This is a genomic window from Roseobacter sp. YIN89 (genome assembly GCF_057219365.1).
In genome coordinates, this window is sequence record NZ_JBXVVD010000004.1 from 147,037 (window position 1) to 171,719 (window position 24,683).

Annotated in this window: 18 protein-coding genes; 6 read left to right on the forward strand and 12 right to left on the reverse strand. The window is 60.0% G+C overall.

The window, feature by feature from the left end:
• Positions 1-39: 39 nt before the first annotated feature.
• From AC2D8V_RS16655 to AC2D8V_RS16665, 3 genes are read right to left on the reverse strand one after another with little or no spacing between them, the layout of a single operon-like run.
• Positions 40-972, reverse strand: a complete 933-nt coding sequence (locus AC2D8V_RS16655; protein WP_484734715.1) for an esterase-like activity of phytase family protein — start codon at positions 970-972, stop codon at positions 40-42.
• On the reverse strand, positions 945-1,883 hold the full coding sequence (mepA, locus tag AC2D8V_RS16660; protein ID WP_484734716.1) for a penicillin-insensitive murein endopeptidase: 939 nt from the start codon (positions 1,881-1,883) through the stop codon (positions 945-947). The genes AC2D8V_RS16655 and mepA overlap by 28 nt, the downstream gene beginning before the upstream one ends.
• Entirely contained in the window at positions 1,880-3,244 is a 1,365-nt protein-coding gene (locus tag AC2D8V_RS16665) for an MFS transporter (RefSeq protein WP_484734717.1), read from the reverse strand. Before AC2D8V_RS16665 ends, mepA begins: the two co-directional genes overlap by 4 nt.
• A 168-nt stretch (positions 3,245-3,412) precedes the next feature.
• Here AC2D8V_RS16665 and AC2D8V_RS16670 point away from each other — a divergent pair, with 168 nt between their 5' ends.
• From AC2D8V_RS16670 to yaaA, 3 genes are all read left to right on the forward strand, one after another.
• Positions 3,413-3,700, forward strand: a complete 288-nt coding sequence (locus AC2D8V_RS16670) for a YggT family protein (RefSeq protein WP_484734718.1) — start codon at positions 3,413-3,415, stop codon at positions 3,698-3,700.
• A gap of 104 nt (positions 3,701-3,804) precedes the next feature.
• Entirely contained in the window at positions 3,805-5,847 is a 2,043-nt protein-coding gene (recQ, locus tag AC2D8V_RS16675; protein WP_484734719.1) for a DNA helicase RecQ, read from the forward strand.
• A 50-nt stretch (positions 5,848-5,897) separates the two neighbouring features.
• Entirely contained in the window at positions 5,898-6,677 is a 780-nt protein-coding gene (gene yaaA / locus AC2D8V_RS16680) for a peroxide stress protein YaaA (RefSeq protein WP_484734720.1), read from the forward strand.
• Here the strand turns inward: yaaA and AC2D8V_RS16685 are convergent.
• The 5 genes from AC2D8V_RS16685 to AC2D8V_RS16705 form a co-directional block, all read right to left on the reverse strand.
• Positions 6,662-9,019, reverse strand: coding sequence for a response regulator (locus AC2D8V_RS16685; protein WP_484734721.1), 2,358 nt, complete (start codon positions 9,017-9,019; stop codon positions 6,662-6,664). The genes yaaA and AC2D8V_RS16685 overlap by 16 nt on opposite strands.
• 85 nt (positions 9,020-9,104) lie before the next feature.
• Positions 9,105-11,147 carry a hypothetical protein gene (locus AC2D8V_RS16690; RefSeq protein WP_484734722.1) on the reverse strand — a complete coding sequence of 681 codons (2,043 nt, stop codon included), beginning with the start codon at positions 11,145-11,147 and terminating at the stop codon, positions 9,105-9,107.
• Positions 11,144-13,924, reverse strand: coding sequence for a DUF4159 domain-containing protein (locus tag AC2D8V_RS16695; RefSeq protein WP_484734723.1), 2,781 nt, complete (start codon positions 13,922-13,924; stop codon positions 11,144-11,146). Before AC2D8V_RS16695 ends, AC2D8V_RS16690 begins: the two co-directional genes overlap by 4 nt.
• Complete coding sequence (locus AC2D8V_RS16700) at positions 13,921-14,826, reverse strand: DUF58 domain-containing protein (RefSeq protein WP_484734724.1); 906 nt, start codon at positions 14,824-14,826, stop codon at positions 13,921-13,923. Before AC2D8V_RS16700 ends, AC2D8V_RS16695 begins: the two co-directional genes overlap by 4 nt.
• Positions 14,823-15,836, reverse strand: a complete 1,014-nt coding sequence (locus AC2D8V_RS16705) for an AAA family ATPase (protein ID WP_484734725.1) — start codon at positions 15,834-15,836, stop codon at positions 14,823-14,825. Before AC2D8V_RS16705 ends, AC2D8V_RS16700 begins: the two co-directional genes overlap by 4 nt.
• A 68-nt stretch (positions 15,837-15,904) precedes the next feature.
• Here AC2D8V_RS16705 and AC2D8V_RS16710 point away from each other — a divergent pair, with 68 nt between their 5' ends.
• Positions 15,905-16,480, forward strand: a complete 576-nt coding sequence (locus tag AC2D8V_RS16710; RefSeq protein WP_484734726.1) for a DUF1285 domain-containing protein — start codon at positions 15,905-15,907, stop codon at positions 16,478-16,480.
• Positions 16,481-16,554: 74 nt separating this feature from the next.
• Positions 16,555-17,289, forward strand: coding sequence for a TIM barrel protein (locus AC2D8V_RS16715; protein ID WP_484734727.1), 735 nt, complete (start codon positions 16,555-16,557; stop codon positions 17,287-17,289).
• Here AC2D8V_RS16715 and polA read toward each other — a convergent pair.
• The 4 genes from polA to AC2D8V_RS16735 all read right to left on the reverse strand — a co-directional run bounded on the left by polA (position 17,286) and on the right by AC2D8V_RS16735 (position 21,557).
• Positions 17,286-20,090, reverse strand: a complete 2,805-nt coding sequence (polA, locus tag AC2D8V_RS16720; protein WP_484734728.1) for a DNA polymerase I — start codon at positions 20,088-20,090, stop codon at positions 17,286-17,288. The genes AC2D8V_RS16715 and polA overlap by 4 nt on opposite strands.
• A gap of 189 nt (positions 20,091-20,279) precedes the next feature.
• Positions 20,280-20,738 (reverse strand): hypothetical protein, encoded by a 459-nt coding sequence (locus AC2D8V_RS16725; protein ID WP_484734729.1) that lies wholly within the window; start codon positions 20,736-20,738, stop codon positions 20,280-20,282.
• 111 nt (positions 20,739-20,849) lie between these two features.
• Positions 20,850-21,029, reverse strand: coding sequence for a zinc-finger domain-containing protein (locus tag AC2D8V_RS16730; protein ID WP_484734730.1), 180 nt, complete (start codon positions 21,027-21,029; stop codon positions 20,850-20,852).
• A 69-nt stretch (positions 21,030-21,098) separates the two neighbouring features.
• Positions 21,099-21,557 (reverse strand): DUF1203 domain-containing protein, encoded by a 459-nt coding sequence (locus AC2D8V_RS16735; protein ID WP_484734731.1) that lies wholly within the window; start codon positions 21,555-21,557, stop codon positions 21,099-21,101.
• Positions 21,558-21,679: 122 nt separating this feature from the next.
• Between AC2D8V_RS16735 and AC2D8V_RS16740 the strand changes: the two genes are divergently transcribed.
• Positions 21,680-24,616, forward strand: a complete 2,937-nt coding sequence (locus AC2D8V_RS16740) for an error-prone DNA polymerase (RefSeq protein ID WP_484734732.1) — start codon at positions 21,680-21,682, stop codon at positions 24,614-24,616.
• Positions 24,617-24,683 lie beyond the last annotated feature (67 nt).

Here is a 24,683-nt window from a genome sequence, read left to right on the forward strand (position 1 = left end):
GGGTGCGGCACTTGGTCGGCATGGGCCGACGGGCGGTCTTTACTGGCCTTGACCGTCCGGCGCAACCCCGACCGGCAGGGCATATTCGACGATTTCGCCGCGTGCGAGCGGCAGAAAGTTGTCGTCGACCACCATTGTCAGTCGGATGATGCCGTTCGCGTCCTGCCAGACGGACAGCCCTTCGAGGTTGCCATGCCGAAAGAGCGGGGTGTGCAGCACCGTCTCTGCGCCGGTGACCCCGGTATCGGTCATCTGCATGCGCCGCACCCGGGTGTAAAAGCCAAAGGGGTAGAGCCCCCGTTCGAGCAAATAGAATGCGCCATCGGGGCCAAAGTCGGCGCCCACCGGTTTGAAAGCGCGGTCCACAGGCAGGGTAAAGGCCTGCTCCCATCGCTCACCCGGTCGTTGGCGGTAGACCAGCGCTTGGGTTGCCCCGCGCGCAATCGCCTCGGGCAGGGCGATCAGTGTGCCGTCGGGCTGAAGGGCGAGCGCTTCGAGGCTGCCGTTCTTTGGCAGGGCTTTCCACGCCATATGCGTCTCTTCGACGGGGTTTTCAGTGTCGAAGCGGTCGAGTGTCATGATCCGGTGAGCATGCTCGAACGAGACGAACAAGGTCCCGTCGCTGGCCTGAGCGAGGCCTTCGGCGTCGGTGCGGGGCACCTCCTCGCTTTTCGGGGCGGGTTGGGCAAGCAGGCGGTTTGCAGTCAGGGAGACATCGGTCAGGCTGCCGTCGGGCGCGCGGGTCAGCGTTCCTTGTATCAGGTGCCCCCGATCGGTCACGGCGAAAAAGGCGGTGCCGTTGTCGGTTACTTCGATGCCGGAAATACCGCCCACCCAGTCAGCGGTTTTGGGTACCGGCACAGCGCTGGAAAGCTGTGCCGGCTGGGTGGTGGGCGGCGTTTCAGGATAAAACCAAAGCCACGGCGCGACGGCGACCGCCGCGATCAGGGGGATTGCAAAACGTCGGCGCATTGCGCGGGCAGGTCTGCCAGTTGGATGGTGCGGCGCGGTTTGCGCGGCTTGGCACTTGGGTCAGGTGGTGGCGGGTTGAGAATGTTATTGACCCAGGCTTGGGCGTCTGCGCAACCGTCGCCTGCGGGTGGTGGGCTTTGGTCAACGCAGCCAGACGTGCCGCGCGGACAGGCGAGGCGGACGTGGAAGTGGTAGTGGTGGCCGAACCACGGACGCACCTTGCGCAGCCAGCTGCGATCTCCGGTCGCGTTTTTGCACATCTCGACCTTGGCGCCGGGGAAGATGAAGATGCGCGCCACGCGTGGATCGGATGCTGCGGCCTTGACGATGGCCTCGTGTTGCGGGGTCCACTGGTCGTTCACGAAGGCCCCTTTATTGCGGCGCATCGAGATCGACGAGATGTTTTCGCGGTCTGCGACGGACAAGCCCAGATTGTCGGCGGGTCGCAACCAGATGTCGGCATCCAGCCCGATCTGGTGACTGGCGTGCCCGGACAGCATCGGGCCGCCGCGCGGCTGGCTCAAGTCCCCGACATAGAGACCGTTCCAGCCGGATTGTCGTGCCGCGACGCGGCTGAGGTCCTCGACGAAATCCACTGTTTCGGGGTGGGCCCAGTTGCGGTTGCGCGACAGGCGCATGGCCTGCCATGTCGGGCCTGTTTCCGCCAGCTGTGCGGCACCCGCGACGCAGCCCTTGGCGTAGCTGCCGAAAGGCGCCGGGGCAGTGCGGGTGGCCACAGATTTTGCGCCGAAGAGTTGTTTTGCGGGTGTGGCGCTGAGCGCGCCGCCGGACGTGCCGATGGTGGGCAGGCTGGCGGCTGCTGACGTCTGCGGTGGCGGCGCGGTGTTTTCGGTGCAGGATGCCAGCACAAAGGTGACGGCCAGTAGTGCGGATAAGGAGGGAAGTTTCATGCGAAGTCTCCTTTCGGTTTTACCCAGGCTAGCAGGACCAGCCCAAGCAGGAACAGCCCGACAATGGGCAGGATACCCAATCGCTGACTGCCGGTAAGGTCTGAAACCAGCGCGATCAGGAACGGTGCGATAAAGGATGTGGCTTTGCCGGACAGAGCATAAAGCCCAAAAGCCTCGGTCATACGTTCGGGGTTGGCCTGCCGGGTCATCATGTTGCGCGACGAGGCTTGCAGTGCGCCGCCCGCGGCACCGATGGTAGCCCCGGCAATGAAAAATCCGATGTCGGGCAGGCCGGACCCGGAAGGCAGGGTGAGACCCAGAATCGAGGTGGGTGTGATGGATACGACCAACCCAGAAGTCAGCACCAGCAGGACGCAGCAAAACACGATAATCGGCATCGGGCCGAACCGTTTGTCGGCGTGCCCGCCGATCCAGCAAAAGACCGCGCCACTGATCGCCGCGATGATGCCGAATATGCCAACCTGCGTAATTGACCAGCCCAGCACGCCCAAGGCGTAGATGCCGCCGAACGTGTACATGCCGTTGAGCGCGTCGCGGTAAAACATCGACGATCCCAGATAGGCGAGCAGGGACGGGTGGCGCGGCAGCCCTTTGATGGTGCGCCACAGGTCTTTCAGCCCGTTTTGAAAGCTGACGGTGCTTGCCCGGTCTATGGCGCGGTCTCTGGTGAAAAGGAAAAACGGCACCATGAAAACCACGAACCAAAGCGCGGTAAAGGGGCCTACGATGCGGCTGTCGGCGCTGGTTTCGGTATCAAGGCCGAAGGCAGGCGCAAGGCCTGCTATGGTGCGCCCGTTGTCGCCGGCCTGAAAGAAGACCAGCATAATCACCAGCGCCACCACGCCGCCGACATACCCGAAGGCCCAGCCCGAGCCTGAAATGCGGCCAAGTTCATCCGGGTCATCATGCAGGTCGGGCAGATAGGAATTTGTAAAGATGACGGCGAATTCGGAACCGATCAGACCCAGACCAAAGAAGAACAGAGCCCAGATCACAGAGAAGCTATCGGGGTCTGTCCACCAGAGTGCAGCGGCGCCGACCGTGTACAGCAGCGAGAAAAACCAGATCCATGGCAATTTGCGGCCCGTACCATCCGCAACAGACCCCAGAATCGGTGCGAGCACCGCTATGGTCAGGCCCGCAACCGTCAGACCGTAGCCCCAGTAAGCCTGCGCCTGCGCCTTAGCCGCAGTTTCACTCATGCCACCGGCAATCAGGGCGTCGCTTGCTGCCTGCGCAAAGTAAGGGCCAAAGATGAAGGTGAGCAAAAGGGTATTGTAAGGCTGGCTTGCCCAGTCAAAAAAGTACCACCCCCAGATGCGTTTGCGTGCGCTGATCATGATCGCTGCCTGTATCGGGTTTTTTGCTCTGCCTTAGTGCAACTAGAACAGGACCGGGCCGTCTGCGCAAGGAAAGGTTGAAGGCGTGTGAACCATGATCGCGCGCCCGGCCTTGTCCTTTTGCCGAGGCTTGCTTAATTGAAGGGCGACGTAAGGAAAGGTCGGCCCATGCAATCGCTTTTCGAGATCCTGATGCTGCTGCTCAATGTGCTGTGGTTCTTTATCATTGCTCATGTGATCATGAGTTGGCTTATCAACTTTCAGGTTCTGAACACACGCCAGCAGCTTGTTGCGCAAATCTGGTACGGTCTGAACCGTTTGTTAGAGCCGATTTACGGCCCTGTCCGGCGGATTTTGCCGCCCATGGGCGGGATTGACCTTGCGCCGCTTGTCGTACTGTTGGCTGTTGCGGCGCTGCGCATCATTCTGGTGAACAATTACGCCGCATTCGTCTGAGGCGGTCTTGTCTGATTTTTCGCCTTTGCGATCAGCGGGGGCTTGTTCATGATTCCTTAGTGTGGGAGTCTGCAAAAAAGAGCAGATAGAACACAGGACAGGACATGACAGGCGCCACAGCCTTGCTGCGTGACGTATTTGGATTCGACGCATTCCGGCCCGGGCAGGAAGAGATCGTCGACGCGGTATCTGCTGGCGAAAATGTTCTGGCGATCATGCCCACGGGTGGCGGTAAATCTTTGTGTTTTCAATTGCCTGCGTTGATGCGTGAGGGCGTCACGGTGGTGATCTCGCCGCTCATTGCGCTGATGCGGGATCAGGTGCGCGCCCTGCAGGAAGCGGGCGTCTCGGCGGGCGCGCTGACGTCTGGCAATACGCCCGAAGAAACCGACGCGGTTTTCGATGCTCTGTCGCGTGGCGACCTCAAGCTGTTGTACATGGCGCCCGAGCGTCTGGCAGCCGGCGCAGCGATGGGCGTTCTGCGCCGTGCCGGTGTGTCGCTGATTGCTGTCGACGAGGCCCATTGCGTCAGCCAGTGGGGTCATGACTTCAGGCCGGATTATCTGCGCATTGGCGCGCTACGGCGCGATCTGGGCGTGCCGCTGGCGGCTTTTACTGCGACGGCCGATGCAGAGACGCGTGCCGAAATTATCGAAAAACTGTTCGGAGATGTGGAGCCGCGCGTGTTTTTGCGTGGCTTTGACCGCCCCAACATTCACCTGATGTTTGCCGCCAAGGATGGCCCGCGCCGCCAGATCCTCGACTTTGCTGCGGCCCGCAAGGGCCAGTCTGGCATCGTTTACTGCGGGACACGTGCCAAGACAGAAAGCCTTGCCGGGGCGCTGCGTGACGCGGGGCATACCGCGCTGCATTACCACGGCGGGATGGACCCGGAAGACCGGCGCATCGCCGAAAGGCGGTTTCAGCAGGAAGACGGGCTTGTGGTTGTGGCAACGGTCGCCTTTGGCATGGGCGTGGACAAGCCCGACATCCGCTGGGTGGCGCATGCCGATCTGCCCAAGTCGATCGAGGCATACTATCAGGAAATTGGTCGCGCTGGCCGCGACGGGGCGCCTGCCGAGACGCTGACACTTTTTGGTCCGGATGATATCCGGCTGCGCCGCTCGCAGATCGATGAGGGGTTGGCCCCACCTGAGCGCCGGGCGGCAGATCACGCGCGGCTCAACGCTCTTTTGGGTCTGGCCGAGGCGCTCAAATGTCGCCGCGAGACCTTGCTGCGGTATTTTGGTGAAACTGACGTGACTTGTGGCAGCTGTGATCTGTGCGATGCGCCCGCCGAGGTGTTTGACGGGACGGTCGCGGTGCGCAAGGCGCTGTCGGCGATCTTGCGGACTGATGAGTGGTTTGGCGCGGGGCATCTTATCGACATTCTGCTGGGCCATGAAACCGACAAGGTCATCCAGCGGGGTCACCAGCACCTGCCGACCTTCGGCGTCGGTCAGGAGTACGACCGCCGTCAGTGGCAGGCCGTGTTTCGCCAGATGATGGGACATGATCTTGTCCGCCCCGACCCCGACAGGCACGGGGCGCTTCGGATGACCGATGCCGCGTTGCCCATCCTGCGCGATCAGGCGCAGATTTCGCTGCGTCGGGACAGTATTCGCAAGGCGGCGTCGCGCAGGCCAGCGGTAAAGGCGATGGTCTCGGAAGAGGATGCGCCGCTGCTTTCGGCACTCAAGGCAAAGCGTCGCGCATTTGCAGAAGCCGCAAAGGTGCCAGCCTATATCATCTTCAACGACCGCACGTTGATCGAGATGGCGGAAACACGGCCCGCGACCCTTGATGACATGGCGCGCATTGGCGGGATTGGCGCAAAAAAGCTGGAACGGTACGGCGCTGCATTTCTGGAGGTCATCGCGGGCGAGGTTGCGCAGATGCACCCAACCAGACGCAAGCTGGCGGGACGGGATGCGGGATCTGTTTATGATCGTCTGCTTGAAGTGCAGGCAAGCCTCACGCGCGGGTCTGAAGGCCACGACAAGCCGATGAGTTGCTCGGCGGCGCAGCTGGCGCGCATTGCCAAAATGCGCGAAGCCGACGAACAGACGTTGACGCGGGTTCTTGGCGACCGGCGCGCGGAACGGTTTGGTACCGCTTTTCTGGACGTCCTGCGGCAAGCGAGCTAGATAGCCCTCAAAGCGCAATGCGGCGCAGCTATTGATTGAGGGGAACGGGTATGCTGGTGGTGATCTCACCTGCCAAACGGCTTGACTGGGCGGAACGTGAAGAACAAGTGACCGAGCCTGCGTTTCAGGCAGACGCGATACGGCTGACAAAGACGGCCCGCAATCTGACCTTGGGCAACCTGAAGGGTCTGATGGATTTGAGTGATGACCTCGCACGGCTCAACCGCGACCGGTTTCGCGCGTTTCAAGATGTGCCGGAGCCTGAAGCCACGCGACCCGCAGCGCTGGCATTTGCGGGCGACACCTATCAGGGTCTCGAGGCCGCCAGTCTGGATGCCGATGAAATGGCGTGGGCGCAGGAGCATTTGCGCATCCTGTCCGGACTCTACGGCATTTTGCGCCCTCTCGATGCGATCCAGCCTTATCGACTTGAGATGGGCAGCCGGTTGAAAACGCGCAGGGGATCGAACCTTTACGACTACTGGCGTGATGACCTGTCGAAGGCGTTGAATGCGCAGGCAGACAAGGTGGGCGCTTGTGTGCTGGTCAATTGCGCAAGTCAGGAATATTTCGGCGCGGTCGCGCCCAAGGCGCTGAAGTTGCGGGTGATTACGCCGAGCTTCATGGAAGACAAAGGCGATGGGAAGAGCCCCAAGATCGTCAGTTTTTTCGCCAAGAAAGCCCGGGGTGCGATGGCGCGTTTTATTGTCCAGAACCGGTTGACCGATCCATCCGCGCTAAAGGATTTCGACCTTGGCGGATATGCCTATGACGCGGCGCGTTCCTCGCCGGATCAGCCTGTGTTCGTGCGGCCTTATCCCGCTGCCTGAGCGGGCGTCTCGGGTTCGGCCGGGTGCTGCGTTCCGGCGGGTTGGTGTTTAACGATCTGTTCGATGATCTGTGGTTTGCGCAGCGGCTTTGTCAGGTATTCGTCCAAGCCGGCCTTTAGAATCTCCTGATCGTCGCCGGCCATCGCGTGCGCTGTCAGTGCGATGATCGGCACATGGCTGCTGGTGTTTTCTTCCAGTTTGCGGATCGCGCCGGTTGCTTGCTTGCCGTCCATGCGTGGCATGGAAATGTCCATAAAGATGAGGTCCGGCTGAAATTCCTTGTAAAGCTCGACAGCTTCGGCACCGTCGCAGGCAAAGTTAAGGTCGATGGCGAGCGATTTGAGCATCTTGCCAAGAACCAACCGGTTGGTTTTGTTGTCTTCGGCCGCAAGGACGCGCATGGGTCGCCGGTCAGACGTGGCGGGCAGTGATGTGCCCTGCGGCGGGTCACTTGCGACTTGTGTCGGGGTGCTATTGCTTTGCGGAGCGAGCGGTTGATCCGGCGTTGTATCGCGCATGGAACGCTGCACTTGCTCTGGCGCGCCGCGCCGGTGAGAAAACACGGCAGGCTGCGCATCTGGCACTGAAGTCTCGGACGCGGGTTGCGCGGCTGCGGCGGTTTCGGCCGGATGCGACAGCCAGCCGAACAAGTCATTTCTGAAGAACGGGCGCTGCGCGATCACGTCCACCGCGGCGCTGTCCGGATCTTTGCGTGCCTGACTGGGGTGGCTGCTGAGCATGACGATCCGGTGCCGGTGACCGGCGGCGCGGGCGGCCTTGGCAAAATCGACCCCGCTTTTGTCTTCCATCATGTGGTCGGCGATGACCAGATCAACTGTCCGGTCCAGCGCGGCAAGCGCCTCGCATGCTGTGCTGCATGCGGTTACTTTCAAACCGAGCGTTTCGAGTTGATGGCGCAACAAATCCCGGTTCACCGTAAAATCATCCAGCACGAGCACATGGCGCAGGTTTTCCGAAATGCCCGGATGCTCTTTGGCAGGTGGCGTTACAAAGGGCAGGGTAATTTCGAACCCAAAGCATGACCCGATCCCTTCTTCGGAAGTGAGCCAAATCCGTCCGCCCATCAATGCGATCAGTTGCTTGCTGATGGCGAGGCCGAGGCCGGTGCCGTCGAACTGCCGGTTTCTCTCTGATTCCACCTGATTGAATTCCCCAAAGACGTGTTCGACCATGTCTTCGGGGATGCCGATCCCTGTATCTTCGACGGTCACCTGCAGGGTCGAGCAGGCGTTATCCAGATCGGAAGTGCCTGCGACCCGCACCATGACGTGACCCTGAGACGTAAACTTGACCGCGTTGCCCACGAGGTTGGTCAGAATCTGCCGGATGCGGCCAGCGTCGCCCACGAATTCGTCAGGCAGCATCAGGTCATAATCCGAGGTCAAGACGAGGCCCTTGTCCTTTGCCGAGGACTGCAAAAGCATGAGAATTTCATGAATGGACGCTTCGAAATTGAAGGGCGCGGTGTGAAGCTGCAGTTTCGCTGCCTCGATTTTGGAGTAATCGAGCACGTCGTTGATGATGACCAGCAGCGCATCGCCGGATTTCTTGATCGTGTCGATGTAGAGCAGTTGCTCTTCCGTGAGATCGGTGTCTGTGAGCACATCTGCCATGCCGACGATCCCGTTCATCGGCGTGCGAATCTCGTGGCTCATGTTGGCGAGGAACGCGGATTTGGCCCGGTTCGCCGCCTCTGCATTGGCGCGGGCGGCTTTGAGCTTTTCCTCGTATCTCACCGTCTCTGTGATGTTGATGCCCAGCGTAATGATATCGCCCTCCGGGCCGCGCCGGTCGATAAGGCGAATGTGCTCGCCGTTCCACAGTTGCAGGACAACGGGCGGTGGATCGGGTGTTTGGGCGCGTTCGATCATTTGATGGCGCCATGCAGCCGGTGTCAAATCGCCGGGGTTGATAATGCCCTCATCGGTCAAAAGCTGTAAAATGGTGACATAGCTGATGCCAGGTTTGACGTCTTCGAGCCCGTCAAATACCGCGAGGTAAGCGGGGTTGGCCATGATCAGTTCGAGGTCGGCGGAGAAAAAGGCAAAGCCGTCATTGATGGAGCCGAGAGTCTGCCACAGGCGGCTTTCCACCCTTGCAATTTCTTTCTGCGCGGCCGTCAGGTCGGATTTGACGCGCAGGTTTTCGTCGCGCACGGTGGCGACTTCGGCGCGGGTTTCGACGATTTCGTCAGAGAGTTTGCGTGCGTGTTGGCCAAGTTTCTGGTTCGCAGCAAAAAGCTCTGCCTGCTTGAGTTCGAGCAGGCGTTCCGCAGCCAGTCGGTTGCGCCTCTCCTGGGCTAGTTTATTGGCAATACTCACAAATCATTCAACCAGCGCTGTTGCGGCGTTGGCAGCACAATCATGCATTTTAGTGAATATCGATTTAACCGACGCGCTTTTAGACCTACCGGCGCCCCTCGCGCAGCCAGGCCCCAGTGATCAGTCCGGCGGACAGGATCAGAACGAGCCATGCGGGAAGCAGCGGAGTTTGCCGAACATCGCGGGTCTCATATGCGCCACGCGGGGTCAGCCCGATCCAGCCGCGCCCCGACGCCGGCCGCCCTTCGCGGACATCGCGAATGCGCGGCAGCCCGTCCTCAAGCATCAGAACACCGCCGCGAACTGCGCTGATGACAGGGCTGAGCAGGTCACCGGTTGCGATGGTTTGCTCAAACTCGCGCGGGGCTGCGGGGCCAAGGCCGATGACCGCTGTCTGATCGCCGTTTTCCAGCCTGTAGAGGCCGATCTCCGGCCCGTCGAAAACATTCTCGAACACGCCCGGATTGCTTTCTTCCAGAGGCAATTCGACGGTATTGCCCAATGGGTCCGTGATGGTGACGGGGGGTACGGTATCTTCGAGCGTACGGCGCTGAATGCGCATCCGTTGACCCGTCGCCTGTGCGGTGAGCGCCTCTTCTTCGAGTTCAGGTTCTTTCATCATCCAGTGCGCGAGCCGGCGCAGCAGTTCAAGCTGGGGCCCGCCACCTTCGTATCCGCGGCTCCATAACCATGCGTGGTCGGAGGCCAGAAGGGCAACACGCCCCTCGCCAACGCGATCAAGCACCAGAAGCGGGCGGTCGCCAGTGCCGGACATCACCACCTGCCCGCTTGGGTCTGCCACATCAACCTGACGTAGCCAGCGCCCCCAGTCGCCCCCGCCGGGCAGGTTCGACGACACCGGGTGCCGCGCGCCCAGTTCAGTCACTTCGGGCCGGTAGGGCTGGTCGATGACACGTGCGGTCGGCGCGGCGGGCAGTACAGGGCCCAATGGCGAGCGGAATATACTGTCCGCACCGGCAAAGTCAGGGCCGGCGGCGACCAGAACCGCACCGCCCTGCTGGATATAGTTGGCAACATTATCAAGGTAGAGTGAGGGCAGAATACCGCGCCGCTTGTACCTGTCGAAAATAATCAGGTCGAAGTCGTCGATCTTTTCCAAAAACAGCTCGCGCGTCGGAAAAGCGATGAGGGACAGTTCGCTCACCGGCACACCATCTTGCTTTTCGGGGGGGCGCAGGATGGTAAAATGCACAAGGTCGACCGAGCTGTCCGACTTCAGCAGGTTGCGCCACGTGCGCCCGCCCGGATGCGGCTCTCCCGAGACAAGAAGAACGCGCAACCGGTCGCGCACGCCGTTCATCTGTATGAGGGCTTTGTTGTTTCGGTCAGTCAATTCGCCATCGGCTTCGGGGACGGTGAATTCAATCACGTTCCGGCCCCCGTGCGGCAGGGTGACCGGCAACTCGATATCCTGATCCAGCGGCACTTGGAATTCCTGCGGCGGTGCGCCGTCAACAGAGATTTGCAAGGGCGCGACGACCGCATCGGTGGGGGCGGCGCCGATATCCTCGATGCGCAGGGTGAGGGTGACAGGTTCGCCAATGATTGCGAATGCGGGCGCATTGCGAATGCTGAGGCGTCGATCCCAGTCTGTGTCGCGGCCGCTTAGCAGCACATGCATGGGCGCGGGCAGATCTACAGGCAGATCCGCGTCGTGGACCTGCCCATCGGTTAGCGCGATGACCCCTGCGATGCGCGCGCGGGGTTCTTCCGCCAGCGTGTTTGACAGCGCAGTCATCAGTTGCGTGCCTGCGTCTCCTTCTCCGTCGGGGATCTGGACCCGCCGCACTTCGGTGTTGGCGCGTGCGGCTATCTGGTCGGCGAGTGTATCGGCGGCGGTTCCGGTTTGTTCAGCCCGGTCCGACAACCTCTGGCTGGCGCTTTCATCTTCGAGAAAGACAACGATATCCGTAAGCGGTGCGCGGTCTTCCTGCTGGTAACTTGGACCGGTGAGCGCGCCAAGCACAACCATCGCCGCCAGTGCGCGCAGCGGCCAGCCGTTGAGACCGCGAAGCCCGGCCAGCATGATGCTGGCGGCTGCGATCACGGCCACTATGGCGACCATTTCCCATGGCACGAGCGGATCGAAAATTACCTGTCCCGTCATTGGCCCAGCCTATCCAGCAGCGCAGGTACGTGTACCTGATCAGATTTGTAGTTTCCGGTCAGCACGTGCATCACGAGGTTCACGCCAAAGCGGTAGGCCAGTTCGCGCTGCCGTTCACCGGTAAAGCCGCGACCAATCGGCACCATTGGCGCACCGGTTTGTGTCATCGCCCAGGCCGCAGCCCAGTCGTTGCCGCCGATGACGACGGGTGTCACGCCGTCATTGAGGTTTCTGAATGGCATGCCTTCGACCTGTTCGGCGTCAGGCGGTGCCGCTTCTACCCAGACGTCGCGGCTGGTGTGGCGGCCGGGGAAGTCCTGCAACAGGTAGAACGTGCGGGTCAGCACGTGATCAGCGGGCAGCGGCTCCAGCGGTGGTACGTCTAGAGGCGCCGCGAGATCGCGCAGTTTGCGCCCGTTCGGGCTGGCTGCGCCAAAGCGGGCCACATCTGCATCGCGCGTATCAAACAAAATAAGCCCGCCCGATCGCAGATAGTCGTTCAGCTTGGTATAGGCCTCAGAGGAGGGGCGCGGCTGATCAGGGGTTATTGGCCAGTAAAGGATAGGGAAAAAGGCCAGCTCGTCTATTTCCAGATCGACGCCCACAGGATCGGCAGGTTCGACCGAGGTGCGGAAGTTCAGGGTCTGCGACAGGCCAAAAAGCCCCGCTTGGGACAATTCGTCTATCTGCGCATTTCCGGTGATGACATAGGCAAGAACCATCTCTGCCGTGACATCCAGCGCAAAGTTGTCGGCCGTGGCATCTTGTGCCCCGGCGGGCTGCGCCAAGCCGACGGGTAGGCCAAGGGCGAGGACAATGGCCGCCGCAGTGCGGTTTGCTTGCCCCAAAAGACGGCCTGTGAGGGCAAGTGACGCGACAACATCAGCCAGCAACAGCAGGATCGCGAGGCTCAGAAGCCATCCCGCTATGGGTTGCTCGGGCGGGACAGAAAAGCCTTTCACCGGAATACGCGCAGGCCAGAGTGCAGGTGCGATTGCCGTGTCTTCGGTGACGACATTGCGCGCGAGCCGCCGATCGCCAGATGCGTATAGTCCGGGCTGGAGATCGACGCTTGGTGGCGCGCTGACGAGATCAGGTCCGGGGACGCCGGGCAGTGTGCCCGCATCGCGCAGGGTGCCGTAGCCATCCATGACCTGCTCGGGTGTCCATGTTGTGCCATCCAGTTGTTCTGCATCCGGCCGGGTCGCCGAAGAAGCAACGGCAAGCCGTTCCAGCATCTGAACGAACAATCCGGACAAGGGCAGGGTTGACCAGTCGGCGGTGGCCGTAACATGGAACAGAACCACCTGCCCCTGACCGATCGACTTTCGCGTCACCAGCGGTGTGCCGTCGGTCAGTTCGGCAATGACACGCTCTGCCAGCGTCGGGTCGGGCTGGGCCATCACCTGACTGCTGATCTGAACGTCTTGTGGAACGGCCAGGCCAAAAAACGGCGAGCTTTCCGAAAAGGGCGCCAACGCCTTTGGCTCGCCCCAGCTCATCGCGCCGCCGACACTGCGTCCGCCTGTGCGAAGGCGCACCGGCATCAGCGGATCCTCGTCAACCCGGCTGATGTCGCTGGCGGCGACACGCGGCCCGGCAAACCGTACCAGCATACCGCCGTCTTCGATCCACGCGCTGATCCCGTCGGACTCCTGTTCGGACAGCGTCGCCACGTCGGCAAGGACAATCACATCAGGATTGGCTGGCAGTACGTCTGACAGGCCACCGCTGATCAGGTCGGCGTTCACGACCAGCGCCTGTTCGAGGTAGTGGAGCGGCGACAAAAGCTGCAAACCTTCGCGATCTTCGCGCCCTGCGATCAGGGCGATTTCGCGTCGCCGCAGGCTGTCATCGGCCAGCGTCGTCGCGCCGGCAGACCTCTGGCCCTGCACGTCAAACCGTGTGATGCGCGCGCGCAGTTCGGCCGGCAGCGAAATATCAGCCTGCGCAACGGTTGCATTCTCGTCGAACGTGGCCGGCACACTGGCAAGCAGGGTGGCGTTTCCTGCCGGATCGCGCCCTTGCACCTGCAAAGTCACGGAGCGTTCCGCGCCGCCAAAAGCGCGTTGGGCCGTCAATGTCACGACGCCGTCGGCAAAGCTGACCGGCGCCATTGCAATGACATTCGCCGCTGTTTGGTACACTTCAACCGCGCCTTTCGCCTCGAATATTGCCAACGCGTCGTCGCGTCCGGGAAAGTCGAGCCCGTCGCTGAACCATAGCGTATCGAAATCGGGCAGTCCGGATATGGCTGCGATGGCCTCGGCCACGCGCGCGTCGTCTGCTTGCCAAGCAGAGGGTGTAAAGCCTGCCAAGCGACTGCGCCACACATCAGCGGATTGAAAAACCGGTACTTCGGGATCGGTCAGTTCCAAAAAGGCGACAGTTCGGCTGGCGCGGCTGGCGCGCGTCAGCTGCGCGTCAATCGCTTCGATTTGTTCGGGCCAGCGGGTGGCACCGGCCCAGCTGCCATCTAATACAATCAGCAGGGGGCCATTACCTTCGGCCGCGTTCTTGTTGGGATTCAGGACCGGACCTGCAAGGCCAAGAATAATTGCTGTAACGGCCAGCATCCGCAGCAGCAACAGCCACCACGGGGTGCGGTCCGATACGCTTTCGTCATCCTTGAGGCCGAGCAGCAGAGCAACACCGGGAAAGCGGCGCCTGATCGGTGCCGGGGGTACAGCGCGCAGGATCAGCCACAAAAGAGGCAACGCCAAAAGCGCCAGCAACAGCCAGGGTGCTGTAAAGCCTATGCCACCAAGGACGGTCATGCGCTGCGCCCCGTGTCCAAGGCGCGGTAAAGCCACAAGAGCGCAGTCTGCGCTGACGCATCAGTGTGGTGCATGCCATATTGCCAGCCGGTAACAGCGCACAGGTGTTGCAATTCGGCTTTGCGGTCCGCCAGCCTTTCAAGATAGCGGTCTCTCAAGTCATTCGCCTTCAGCGTCTCGTGGCTCAGCGTGCCGCCAACACTTTCAAACACCGTCCGCCCCTTGAACGGGAACGCCTCTTCTGACGGATCGAGCACGTGCAACAGCACACCGCGTACGCCGCGATCGGCTGCTTTGGTCAGGGCGAGCCGCACCTCACCCACATCGCCCATAAAGTCGGAGATAAAGAGCGCCCGCGCAGACGGGATCATCGCGCGGTGTTCGGGCGGCGCATAGTCTTCGGGGGCATCTTGGCTGAACATTTCCGCCAGACGCAGGATTTGCGCATTGCCCCGGCGCGGTGGCAACGTCGTACCGGTTAGTCCCACGCGTTCTCCGCCGCGCACGAGAAGGATAGCGACGGCCAGTGCCAGAACGCGGGCGCGATCCGCCTTTTCCGGCAGGGAGTCTGTACTGGTAAAACGCATAGACGCGCCCTGATCGATCCAGAGCATGACCGACTGGGCGATTTGCCATTCTCGTTCGCGGACGTATTCAACGTCGCCCATGGCTGATCGCCGGTGGTCGATCAGGCGGCGGCTATCACCCGCCTGTGCCGGACGATACTGCCAGAAATCATCGCCTAGGCCGGCACGTCTGCGTCCGTGATCGCCCAGCAAAACCGCGCCTGCAAGATGTTCGGCGCGCGCAAGCAAGGCTGGCAAACGCGCGGCTTCAGTCTCCGCGGCGCTGCGAAGTTGCCGCGGGCGGGCGCTGTCCTGGAGGGCGGTAACTGCGCTCACGCAGCGGCCTTTGCGCCACCAAGCGAGGCAGCAGTGCTCTCAATCAGGTCAACGAGGCTGTCGCCGCGTGCCCGTGCGGCGAAATTCAGCGCCATACGATGGCTCAGGACAGGTCGGGCCATGTCGATCACGTCTTCGGCAGACGGTGCCAGACGCCCGTGCAACAGCGCGCGGGCGCGTACCGTCAGCATCAGGGCCTGCGCCGCGCGCGGGCCGGGCCCCCATGCGACCGTGTCGCGAACCTGTTGGCTGACGCCTTCTTCTTCGGGGCGGAACGCACGCACCAGATCGAGGATCATTTCAACAACACTGTCGCCCACTGGCATCCGGCGCAGCAATTGTTGCGCGTTCAGCAACTCCGCCGCGGTAAAGACTTCGGACGAGACAGCCTCGCCATCGCCGGTTGTTGCCAGCAGGATATCGCGTTCGGTGTCACGGTCTGGATAGGCGACGTCGATCTGCACGAGGAAACGATCCAATTGCGCCTCGGGCAGCGGGTAGGTGCCTTCCTGCTCGATCGGGTTCTGCGTCGCGAGAACATGGAACGGCACGCCGAGGCTGCGACTTTCGCCTGCTACGGTGACTGTTTTTTCCTGCATGGCCTGAAGCAGCGCCGACTGCGTCCGGGGGCTGGCGCGGTTGATCTCGTCAGCCATCAGGAGCTGGCAGAAGATTGGCCCCTGAATAAAGCGGAATGCGCGGGTGCCGTCGGAGGCTGTGTCCAGCACTTCGGAGCCAAGAATGTCGGCTGGCATCAGGTCTGGTGTGAACTGCACGCGGTTGCCGTGGAGCCCCATGACCGTGGAAAGTGTTTCGACCAGCCGCGTCTTTCCAAGCCCCGGTAGCCCGATCAAAAGACCGTGACCACCGCAAAGCAACGCCGTCAGCGTCAGTTCGACCACGCGTTCCTGACCGATAAACCGCTGCGTGATCGATTCTTTGGCCTCGCGCAGCTTGTCGCCCAGCGCTTCTATCTCGGCCACCATACCCTCTGCGTCTGCGTCATTCATGACATTGCTCTCCGATGAATTATATCTTCTATGTAAGACTATCGCGCTTGAGGAAAATGGCAAAAGCAATGAGTGGACAAAAAACCGTTACACCTTCGGCTGAAAGCCTTGCCGCATCGTTAACTGCTGCAAAAACACGCGGTTTGCCGCCAGTACACCTGTGGAACCCGCCTTTCTGCGGTGATCTTGATATGCGCATCGCGCGGGATGGCACGTGGTTTTACCAAGGAACGCCAATCGGACGGCCTGGATTGGTTAAACTTTTTTCGTCAATCATCAAAAAGGAAGGGGATAAATATTTTCTTGTGACGCCGGTCGAGAAGGTAGGGATCACGGTTGACGATGCTCCTTTCGTTGCGGTCGACTTTGAGGCGTCCGGCGCAGGAGAGCAACAGGTTCTGACCTTTTTCACGCAAGTTGAGGACAAAGCCGTGGCAAGTGATGAATTGCCCATCCGCGTGGAACGGGACCCCGAAACCGGCGAGCCGTCACCCTATGTGCGCATCCGGTCGAATCTGGATGCTCTCATCGACCGCAAAAGCTTTTACCGTCTTGTTGATCTTGGCGCGCATCATGACGACTGGTTTGGCGTCTGGTCGTCGGGTACGTTTTTTCCAATTATTCCCAGCAGCGAATTGCCATAACGCCCGCCTGGGGATGGACACCTGCGGCCTGACGGTGGGATAGATTCATCACGCGATAATGCGGAACGATTCCAATGGTCAAATTTGCCGCCAATCTAGCAAGCCTGTGGGCTGAGTTACCCTATCTCGATCGGTTTGAGGCCGCTGCTGAAGCGGGTTTCGAGGGCGTATCGGTGCCCTTTCCTTATGAAGCGCAGGTCAAGGATACGCAGCGGGCATTGCTGCGGTTTGGGCTGGACATGGTGCAAATCACCGCACCACCGCCGAATTATACCGGTGGTGCCCGCGGGTTTGCAGCACAGCCCGAGTTGAAGGACCGGTTCCGCTATGACTTGCGGCGCGCCTTGAGGTACAACGCGGCCCTGCGCGCGCCCATTCTGCAGATCACGGCAGGTACCGCTTCTGGTGACGACGCCCGTGCGTGTCTGACCGACAATCTGTGCTTTGCTGTTGGTACACTACCCGACAGTGTCGTTTTGACACTGGAGCCGCGCGCTTTGGATGGGGCTTTCTTGAACCGGTTGGACTCCGCAATAGAGGTAATTGCCGCAGTTGGCTCGCCACGCTTGGGTTTGCAACTGCACCTTGACCAGCTTTCGGCAATGGATCTGGATGTCCGGCAGGTGCTGCGCGATCATGGACCGGTTATTCGTCACGTGCAGACAGGTCCGATACCGCTGGAAAAACTCGGTGAGACTGTCCGGTGGGTCGAGGGCATGACACAATCCGAATGGATTGCGGTCGACTTTGACACCGGGGGCGACACCGATAGCCGGATTGGCTGGCTAAGGGATTACCTTTCCGATTAATGCGCCACAGCCCAATTAGGCCCGGTACCGGCATCGACGGTGAGGTTCACATCAAGCTTCACCACAGGGTCGGGTGCGCCTTCCATTATGGTGCGTGCAGCACGGATCAGGGCGTCTTCGGCGCCCTCTTCGACTTCGAACAGCAGTTCATCATGCACCTGCAAAAGCATCTTTGCGGGGATATCGCGGATCGCCTCAGGCATACGGATCATCGCGCGTCGAATGACATCTGCTGCGGTGCCTTGGATGGGCGCGTTGATCGCAGCACGGGCGGCAAAGCCTGCCTGTGGCCCCTTGGCTGCGATGTTCGGTGTATGGATCCGACGCCCGAAAAGCGTCTCTACATAGCCGTTTTCTTTGGCAAAGGCCTTGGTTTTATCCATGTAAGTGCGGATGCCGGGAAACCGTTCGAAGTAGCGGTCAATAAACCCCTGTGCTTCGCCGCGGGGAATACGCAGGTTACGCGCGAGCCCGAATCCGGAAATCCCGTAGATGACGCCAAAGTTGATGGCTTTGGCGCGACGGCGGATATCCGGGGTCATTTCCTCCATCGGGACGTCGAACATCTCCGAGGCTGTCATGGCGTGAATGTCCTGACCTTCGGCAAAAGCCTGTTTCAGGGCGGGAATGTCTGCAACATGCGCAAGAATGCGCAACTCGATCTGGCTGTAATCCAAGGCAACCAGTGTTTTGCCGTCTTCTGCGACGAACGCCTCTCTGATCCGTCGTCCTTCTTCGGTGCGGATCGGAATATTTTGCAGGTTCGGATCTGTTGACGCCAGCCGTCCGGTAGAGGCGCCCGCAATCGAATAGGACGTATGCACGCGGCCCGTGTCGGCATTGATATGGTCTTGCAGCGCGTCGGTGTAGGTCGACTTCAGTTTGCTAAGCTGGCGCCAGTCAAGAATGCGCCGTGGCAGTTCATGTTCTGTTGCCAGATCTTCCAGAACGTCTGCGCCTGTCGCATATGCTCCGGTTTTGCCTTTCTTGCCGCCTTCAAGGCCCATCTCATCAAAGAGGATTTCTCCCAGCTGTTTTGGAGAGCCCACGTTGAACTTGCGGCCTGCCAGTTCGTAAATTTCGTCTTCGAGGCCAGCCATCTTCTGACTGAAGGCATTTGACATGCGGCTCAGGGTGTCGCGGTCTACCTTGATGCCGGTCCGTTCCATATCTGCAAGCACCGGTACCATGGGCCGTTCCAGCGTCTCGTAGACGCGGGTGACCTGCGCACGGTGCAAAGACGGTTTGAACTGTTGCCACAGACGCAGGGTGATATCTGCGTCTTCTGCGGCATAGGGCACCGCATCTGCAAGAGGCACCTTGTCAAAGGTGATTGCCGATTTACCAGACCCTAACAAAGGCTTAATCGGGATCGGCGTGTGGTTGAGGTAGCGTTCAGACAGAGCATCCATGCCATGCCCGTGCAATCCGCCGTGCATCGCGTAAGACATCAACATGGTGTCGTCGATCGGTGAAACGGTGATCCCAAGATTGGCGAAAATCTTGGCGTCGTATTTCATGTTCTGGCCGATCTTGAGAATACTGTCATCTTCAAGAACGGGCTTGAGCATCTTGAGCGCCTCGTCCAAGCCCATCTGCCCGTCCGCCAAATCATCAGACCCAAAGAGGTCGTCACCAGCCTGTGCCTTGTGGATCAACGGCACATAGCAGGCTTTTCCCGGCTCAACGCACAAGGAAATCCCGACAAGATCGGCGATCATCTCGTTCAGACCTGTGGTTTCTGTATCGACGGCCACATATCCGCGTTCGTATATTTGATCGATCCAGCCTTGCAGCTCTTTGGCTGAGCCTACAGAAACGTACTGCGACCGATCGAAGGGCACGTCCTCTATCTCTGGCGCATCAGGCGCATTGGCCGGTGTATCGTTTATTTCCGGCATCTCGACATCAAGCTGGTCGGCGATGCGCTTGGTTAGGGTGCGAAATTCCATTTCCGCCAGAAACGGCATCAGCTTGTCTGCATCCGGATCGCGGACCTCAAGATCATCGAGAGTGAAATCAAGCGGTGTGTTTTCATCAAGCAGTACCAGCCTGCGGGACAGGCGGATTTGCTCGGCATGGTCGATCAGGGTCTGGCGGCGCTTGGGTTGCTTTATCTCTTCTGCACGCTCTAGCAGCGCGTCCAGATCGCCATATTCGTTGATCAGCAAAGCTGCGGTCTTGATCCCGATACCCGGTGCGCCCGGAACGTTGTCGACGCTGTCCCCCGCCAAGGCCTGCACGTCGACGACGCGGTCCGGAAAAACGCCGAACTTTTCGAAAACGCCATCGCGGTCGATGCGCTTGTTTTTCATCGCATCGAGCATTTCGACACCGTCGCCAACAAGCTGCATCAGGTCTTTGTCCGAACTGATGATCGTGCAACGGCCGCCGGCGGCGCGCGCCTGTACTGCCAGCGTGGCGATAATGTCGTCAGCCTCGTAGCCTTCTTTTTCCTTGCAGGCGATGTTGAAGGCTTCGGTCGCGCGGCGGGTCAGTGGGATCTGCGGGCGCAGGTCTTCGGGCATTTCATCCCTATTCGCCTTGTACAGGTCGTAAATCTCATTTCGAAAGGTGTGGCTGCCTTTGTCGAAAATCACGGCGACGTGGGTGGGTGCATCGGGCCCTGTGTTACCCTCCACATATCTGTGCAGCATGTTGCAAAAGCCGGACACAGCGCCGATTGGCAGCCCGTCGGATTTCCGCGTCAGAGGAGGCAAAGCGTGATAGGCGCGAAAGATGAAGGCCGACCCGTCGATCAGGTGCAAATGGCACCCTTTGCCGAAACTGCTATCTGACATGCAAAACCCCCTGATTGACTAGGCAGCGTTCTACATGAGGCGTGGTCCGATGACGACCCTTTTTCCCGCGATTTCGGGTGGGGAATGTGGTGATATTACTTTGCAACCCGTGCGGAATTCATCGCACGGCAGATCCAACAGCGCCGCGCCTCGATCACGCCTGACAGGATGCGAAAAGTGGCTCGCTGCTCAGAACCCGAAGATCGAGTCGAGGTTTTGAATGATAGCGATCAACAGCATGACGCCTGCAATGATCAGGACAATGGCCAGAAGTGCCTGAACGAAAACGGCACAAACGCTGACGGCAAGGCCATAGGCTGCAAAGCGCCGGGGCTCGCGCCGAATGAAAGCAATAATCGAAGCAAGGATTCCAAGGACGCCGACTGCCGGAGCCGCCACCATCAAAATGCGATCAATGTCCCATTGCGGCTGGACGATCGTCGTTTCCGGCTGTTCCAGGCCAAAGAAAGAGCGCCATGCAGCCGCGCGCATGTTGCCTGCGATTTCACCGATCTGCGTCCCAATATCCGGTTGTGGCGTGAATGGGCCTGCGAAAACGACGAGCAAAGCAATGACCAGACCCGCGCCGCCCAGCGCTATCGCGGCCAACGAAAAAGGTATCGGTTGATCAGGTGTGTCAAACTGCATGCGGTTGGTCCTTCTTTTGCGGCGTGGTAGCGCTCGAAAAGGGCAACAGTATGTCAGACGGTGGACGTAATTCTGTTAGATGATCCGGGCAGTTCAGCGTGCAATGCAGCGTCAGGTTTTGCCTTCAAAATCTTTGTGAATGTACTTGCAGTCGCAATACCCGCATTCGACCCACCCGGTGTCCTTTGGGATTTGCAGCCACACCCGCGGATGTCCCAAGGCCCCTTCGCCGCCGTCGCACGCGACGCGGTAACTGTCGACAATTTTGGTCTCGGGCGCATGCAGGGTCATGGATATTCCTTTGGCTGAACTTGCCTCGTTATGGCCAATGCGCAAGGTCTGGGCAAGCCCATGTTGGGCTTAATGGTCAATGCGAAGCTGATAACAGTTGTTGCGTGCGGAACGGACATGCAGATAAGCGATATCTTGGCGGCGTAACAGGCTTTGGCAGTGTAAATGCAGCGCATCTTTGGGCACGACCGCGCCCGTGCCATAGACGATTCTTTCGTTGGTGTTATAGCCCTTCACCAAATAGTCCGGTGACGTCGTAAGTATCTGCGGCAGGTCGTGACCCCCACCGCGGGTGCATGGATCGGCACATACAAAAATCGGTCCGGTTTCCGCGTAGGGATGCAGCCTGTCAAAGGGTCTGTGGGCCAGAATCAGCATGCCGGCTCCGGCCGGTATGTCGCGCAGGCAGTGGCGACAGGGCACGCCATCCCCATCCGAGAGTGCAAGTTCGGGGGTCATACCGTTGGCATCAGCGCCGCCGCGTTGCCAGTTACGAACAATATTCGTGTCTAATGCGACGTATTTCATGGATTCCTCCGCGTTTTGAGGGTTTTGTAGCGCGCAGCCAAGGTTCAAGGCGACCCGGATTTTGCGCAATTCACAAAGGGACTCCAAATGAGAACAAAAGGGGAATATACTGCTGCTCTGCCATGTTTAGCGAACTCAACATCACATCGAATTTTTCCTTCCTGAAGGGGGCCTCCCATCCGGAGGAATACATGGCGCGCGCGGCAGCGCTCGGGATGGAAGCGATTGCCATAGCTGATGAAAACTCGGTCGCTGGTATTGTCCGGGCACATGCACGGGGAAAAGAGATCGCACGGCAGGTGCGCGAACGACAGGCGTGGGAGGCGGAAAACGGACCAATGGGACCGATAGCTCCCCCCGATCTGGCACTGCCGGACCGCAGCCCTGCGCTTTACGCGACGCCCCGGCTTATTCCCGCGGCACGGCTGGTGTTTCAGGATGCGCCTGACATCACAGCACTGCCGGAAAACCGTCAGGGCTGGGCCAGCCTTTGCAGGCTTTTGTCAACGGGACGTCTGCGGGCGGAAAAAGGTGCCTGTGATTTGCAACTGGGTGATCTGCTGGAGCATGGCGCGGGGCTGCAACTGATCCTCTGGCCAGAGGCGCTTCAGGGGCAGACCAGCGCGGGCGCTTGGGTGCAAGCGGCGCAACAGTTGGCGCGCTGCTTTGCCGGAAAACTGCATATCGGTCTTACACCGCAATATGACGGGCGGGACTCTGATCGCTTTGCCGCTCTCAGCGCAGTGGCGCGCCGTCTTGATCTGCCGACCATTGCCAGCGCTGCGCCCTTGATGCACCACGGGGCGCGGCGCAAGTTGGCGGATGTTGTTACGGCAATCCGGCTGGGGCGACGGGTGGATGATCTGGGCCGGGATGCGCTGCCGAACAGTGAAGCACGCCTGCGCTCTGAGGAGGAAATGCGCCGCCTCTTTGCAGGGTTCGAAGACGCGGTAGATCGTGCATATTCCCTTTCACAGAGACTGGATTTCGCGCTTGATAGCCTGCGCTACGAGTATCCTTCAGAGATTGCCGACGGGGAAACGGCGAGCCAGCGGTTACGTCGGCTTGCTTATGAGGGGATGCGGTGGCGGTACCCGTCCGGAGCGCCTGACAAGGCCATCGGATTGCTCGAACACGAGTTGAAGCTGATCGCAAAGCTGAAATATGAACCCTATTTCCTCACAGTCCGCGACATTGTCGCCTTTGCCCGGTCACGGGATATCCTGTGTCAGGGGCGCGGGTCAGCGGCGAATTCAGTGGTCTGCTATTGCCTTGGCGTAACCTCTGTAAGCCCCGAAATCGGCACAATGGTGTTTGAGAGGTTTGTGTCTGAAGCGCGTGACGAACCCCCGGATATCGATGTCGATTTCGAACATGAGCGTCGCGAAGAGGTCATTCAGCATATCTATGAAAGATACGGCCGGCACCGTGCCGGACTATGCGCCACGGTGGTCCATTACCGTGGTAAACGTGCAATCCGAGAGGTGGGGCGCGCCATGGGCCTTACCGAAGACACGATTTCCGCGCTCAGCTCGCAGCTATGGGGGTTTTTCTCGACCAAAGGGATCGAGGCAGAGCGTATGGCCGAAATCGGCCTCGATGCGCGCGACAAACGGCTGCAACAGACCTTGGCGCTGGTCTATGAGATCAATGGTTTTCCGCGTCACCTGAGCCAGCATGTGGGCGGCTTTGTCATTACCGAAGGACGCCTTGATGAACTGGTCCCGATAGAAAATGCAACCATGGAAGGCCGCACGGTGATCTGCTGGGACAAGGACGACATCGAGGCGCTGGGCATTCTCAAGGTCGATGTGCTGAGTCTGGGTATGCTGACCTGTATCCGCAAGGCGTTTGATCTTTTGCAGATGCACCACAACACCCATCATACGCTGGCCACGCTCCCGCCGGAGGATCCGAAGGTTTACGATATGCTCTGCGCTGCGGACAGCATCGGGGTTTTTCAGGTGGAAAGCCGTGCACAGATGAATTTTCTGCCACGCATGAAGCCTCGGTGTTTTTACGATCTTGTCATTGAGGTTGCGATAATACGGCCGGGGCCGATTCAGGGTGACATGGTGCATCCCTACATTCGGCGGCGCAATGGCGAGGAAGAGGTGTCCTTTCCGTCAGATGAATTGGGTGATGTCCTTGGCAAAACACTTGGCGTGCCACTTTTTCAGGAGCAGGCAATGCAGATTGCCATTGTGGGGGCGGGCTTTACCCCGGATCAGGCAGACCGGCTGCGCCGTTCGCTGGCGACCTTCAAAAAGCATGGCAATGTGAGCGAGTTCAAAACACTTTTCCTGCGGGGGATGGCCAGAAAAGGCTATGATAGAGACTTTGCAGAGCGGTGTTTCAGCCAGATCGAGGGGTTCGGCTCTTATGGCTTTCCCGAAAGCCATGCGGCCAGCTTTGCGCTATTGGTCTATGCGTCGGCATGGATCAAGTGCCACCATCCGGGCATCTTTGCCTGTGCGTTGCTTAACGCGCAGCCCATGGGCTTTTATGCACCGGCGCAGATCGTGCGTGATACGCGTGAGCACGGTGTCGAGGTGCGGCCCGTATGTATCAATGCGAGCTTTTGGGACAACACGATGGAACCGGACGGGCAGGGAGGTCTGGCGCTGCGTCTGGGGTTCAGGCAGATCAAGGGGCTGGCGGAAGAAGATGCAAGCTGGCTGACGGCGGCGCGGGGCAATGGATACCGTTCTGTACGCGATGTCTGGCGCCGTGCGGGGCTGGCGCCTGCCTTGGTAGAAAAGCTTGCCGAGGCTGATGTGTTTGCTGTTCTGGGCGCGGGCCGCCGGGCGGCACTGTGGGAGGCTAAAGCATTGGCGCCCGGTGAGCCTTTGCCACTTTTCTCGGGTGATATTGACGGTGAGGTTGTGGACGAACCTGCCGCCCTTTTACCGGAAATGACGCTGGGCGAGCAGGTAGTGGAGGATTACGTTTCCATGCGGTTGACCTTGCGGGCGCATCCCATGGCGCTGTTACGGCACCGTCTGACGCCAGGGGCCGGGGATGGGCAAGAGATTTGTGCCTCCGGCGGGGATATTTGAGGTCAAAGAAACCTGAACCACCGAAAGAGGTTCACCCTGCCCGCTGCACGGGCTAGAAAAGCCGTGA

Excerpts from the sequence above, each read along its gene's own strand:
- recQ (WP_484734719.1), top strand. The coding sequence starts at position 3,805 with ATGACAGGCGCCACAGCCTTGCTGCGTGACGTATTTGGATTCGACGCA.
- AC2D8V_RS16705 (WP_484734725.1), bottom strand. The coding sequence starts at position 15,836 with ATGAATGACGCAGACGCAGAGGGTATGGTGGCCGAGATAGAAGCGCTG.
- AC2D8V_RS16670 (WP_484734718.1), top strand. The coding sequence starts at position 3,413 with ATGCAATCGCTTTTCGAGATCCTGATGCTGCTGCTCAATGTGCTGTGG.
- AC2D8V_RS16725 (WP_484734729.1), bottom strand. The coding sequence starts at position 20,738 with ATGCAGTTTGACACACCTGATCAACCGATACCTTTTTCGTTGGCCGCG.
- AC2D8V_RS16655 (WP_484734715.1), bottom strand. The coding sequence starts at position 972 with ATGCGCCGACGTTTTGCAATCCCCCTGATCGCGGCGGTCGCCGTCGCG.
- AC2D8V_RS16690 (WP_484734722.1), bottom strand. The coding sequence starts at position 11,147 with ATGACGGGACAGGTAATTTTCGATCCGCTCGTGCCATGGGAAATGGTC.
- mepA (WP_484734716.1), bottom strand. The coding sequence starts at position 1,883 with ATGAAACTTCCCTCCTTATCCGCACTACTGGCCGTCACCTTTGTGCTG.
- AC2D8V_RS16695 (WP_484734723.1), bottom strand. The coding sequence starts at position 13,924 with ATGACCGTCCTTGGTGGCATAGGCTTTACAGCACCCTGGCTGTTGCTG.
- AC2D8V_RS16730 (WP_484734730.1), bottom strand. The coding sequence starts at position 21,029 with ATGACCCTGCATGCGCCCGAGACCAAAATTGTCGACAGTTACCGCGTC.
- AC2D8V_RS16665 (WP_484734717.1), bottom strand. The coding sequence starts at position 3,244 with ATGATCAGCGCACGCAAACGCATCTGGGGGTGGTACTTTTTTGACTGG.
- AC2D8V_RS16710 (WP_484734726.1), top strand. The coding sequence starts at position 15,905 with ATGAGTGGACAAAAAACCGTTACACCTTCGGCTGAAAGCCTTGCCGCA.
- AC2D8V_RS16735 (WP_484734731.1), bottom strand. The coding sequence starts at position 21,557 with ATGAAATACGTCGCATTAGACACGAATATTGTTCGTAACTGGCAACGC.
- yaaA (WP_484734720.1), top strand. The coding sequence starts at position 5,898 with ATGCTGGTGGTGATCTCACCTGCCAAACGGCTTGACTGGGCGGAACGT.
- AC2D8V_RS16715 (WP_484734727.1), top strand. The coding sequence starts at position 16,555 with ATGGTCAAATTTGCCGCCAATCTAGCAAGCCTGTGGGCTGAGTTACCC.
- AC2D8V_RS16740 (WP_484734732.1), top strand. The coding sequence starts at position 21,680 with ATGTTTAGCGAACTCAACATCACATCGAATTTTTCCTTCCTGAAGGGG.
- polA (WP_484734728.1), bottom strand. The coding sequence starts at position 20,090 with ATGTCAGATAGCAGTTTCGGCAAAGGGTGCCATTTGCACCTGATCGAC.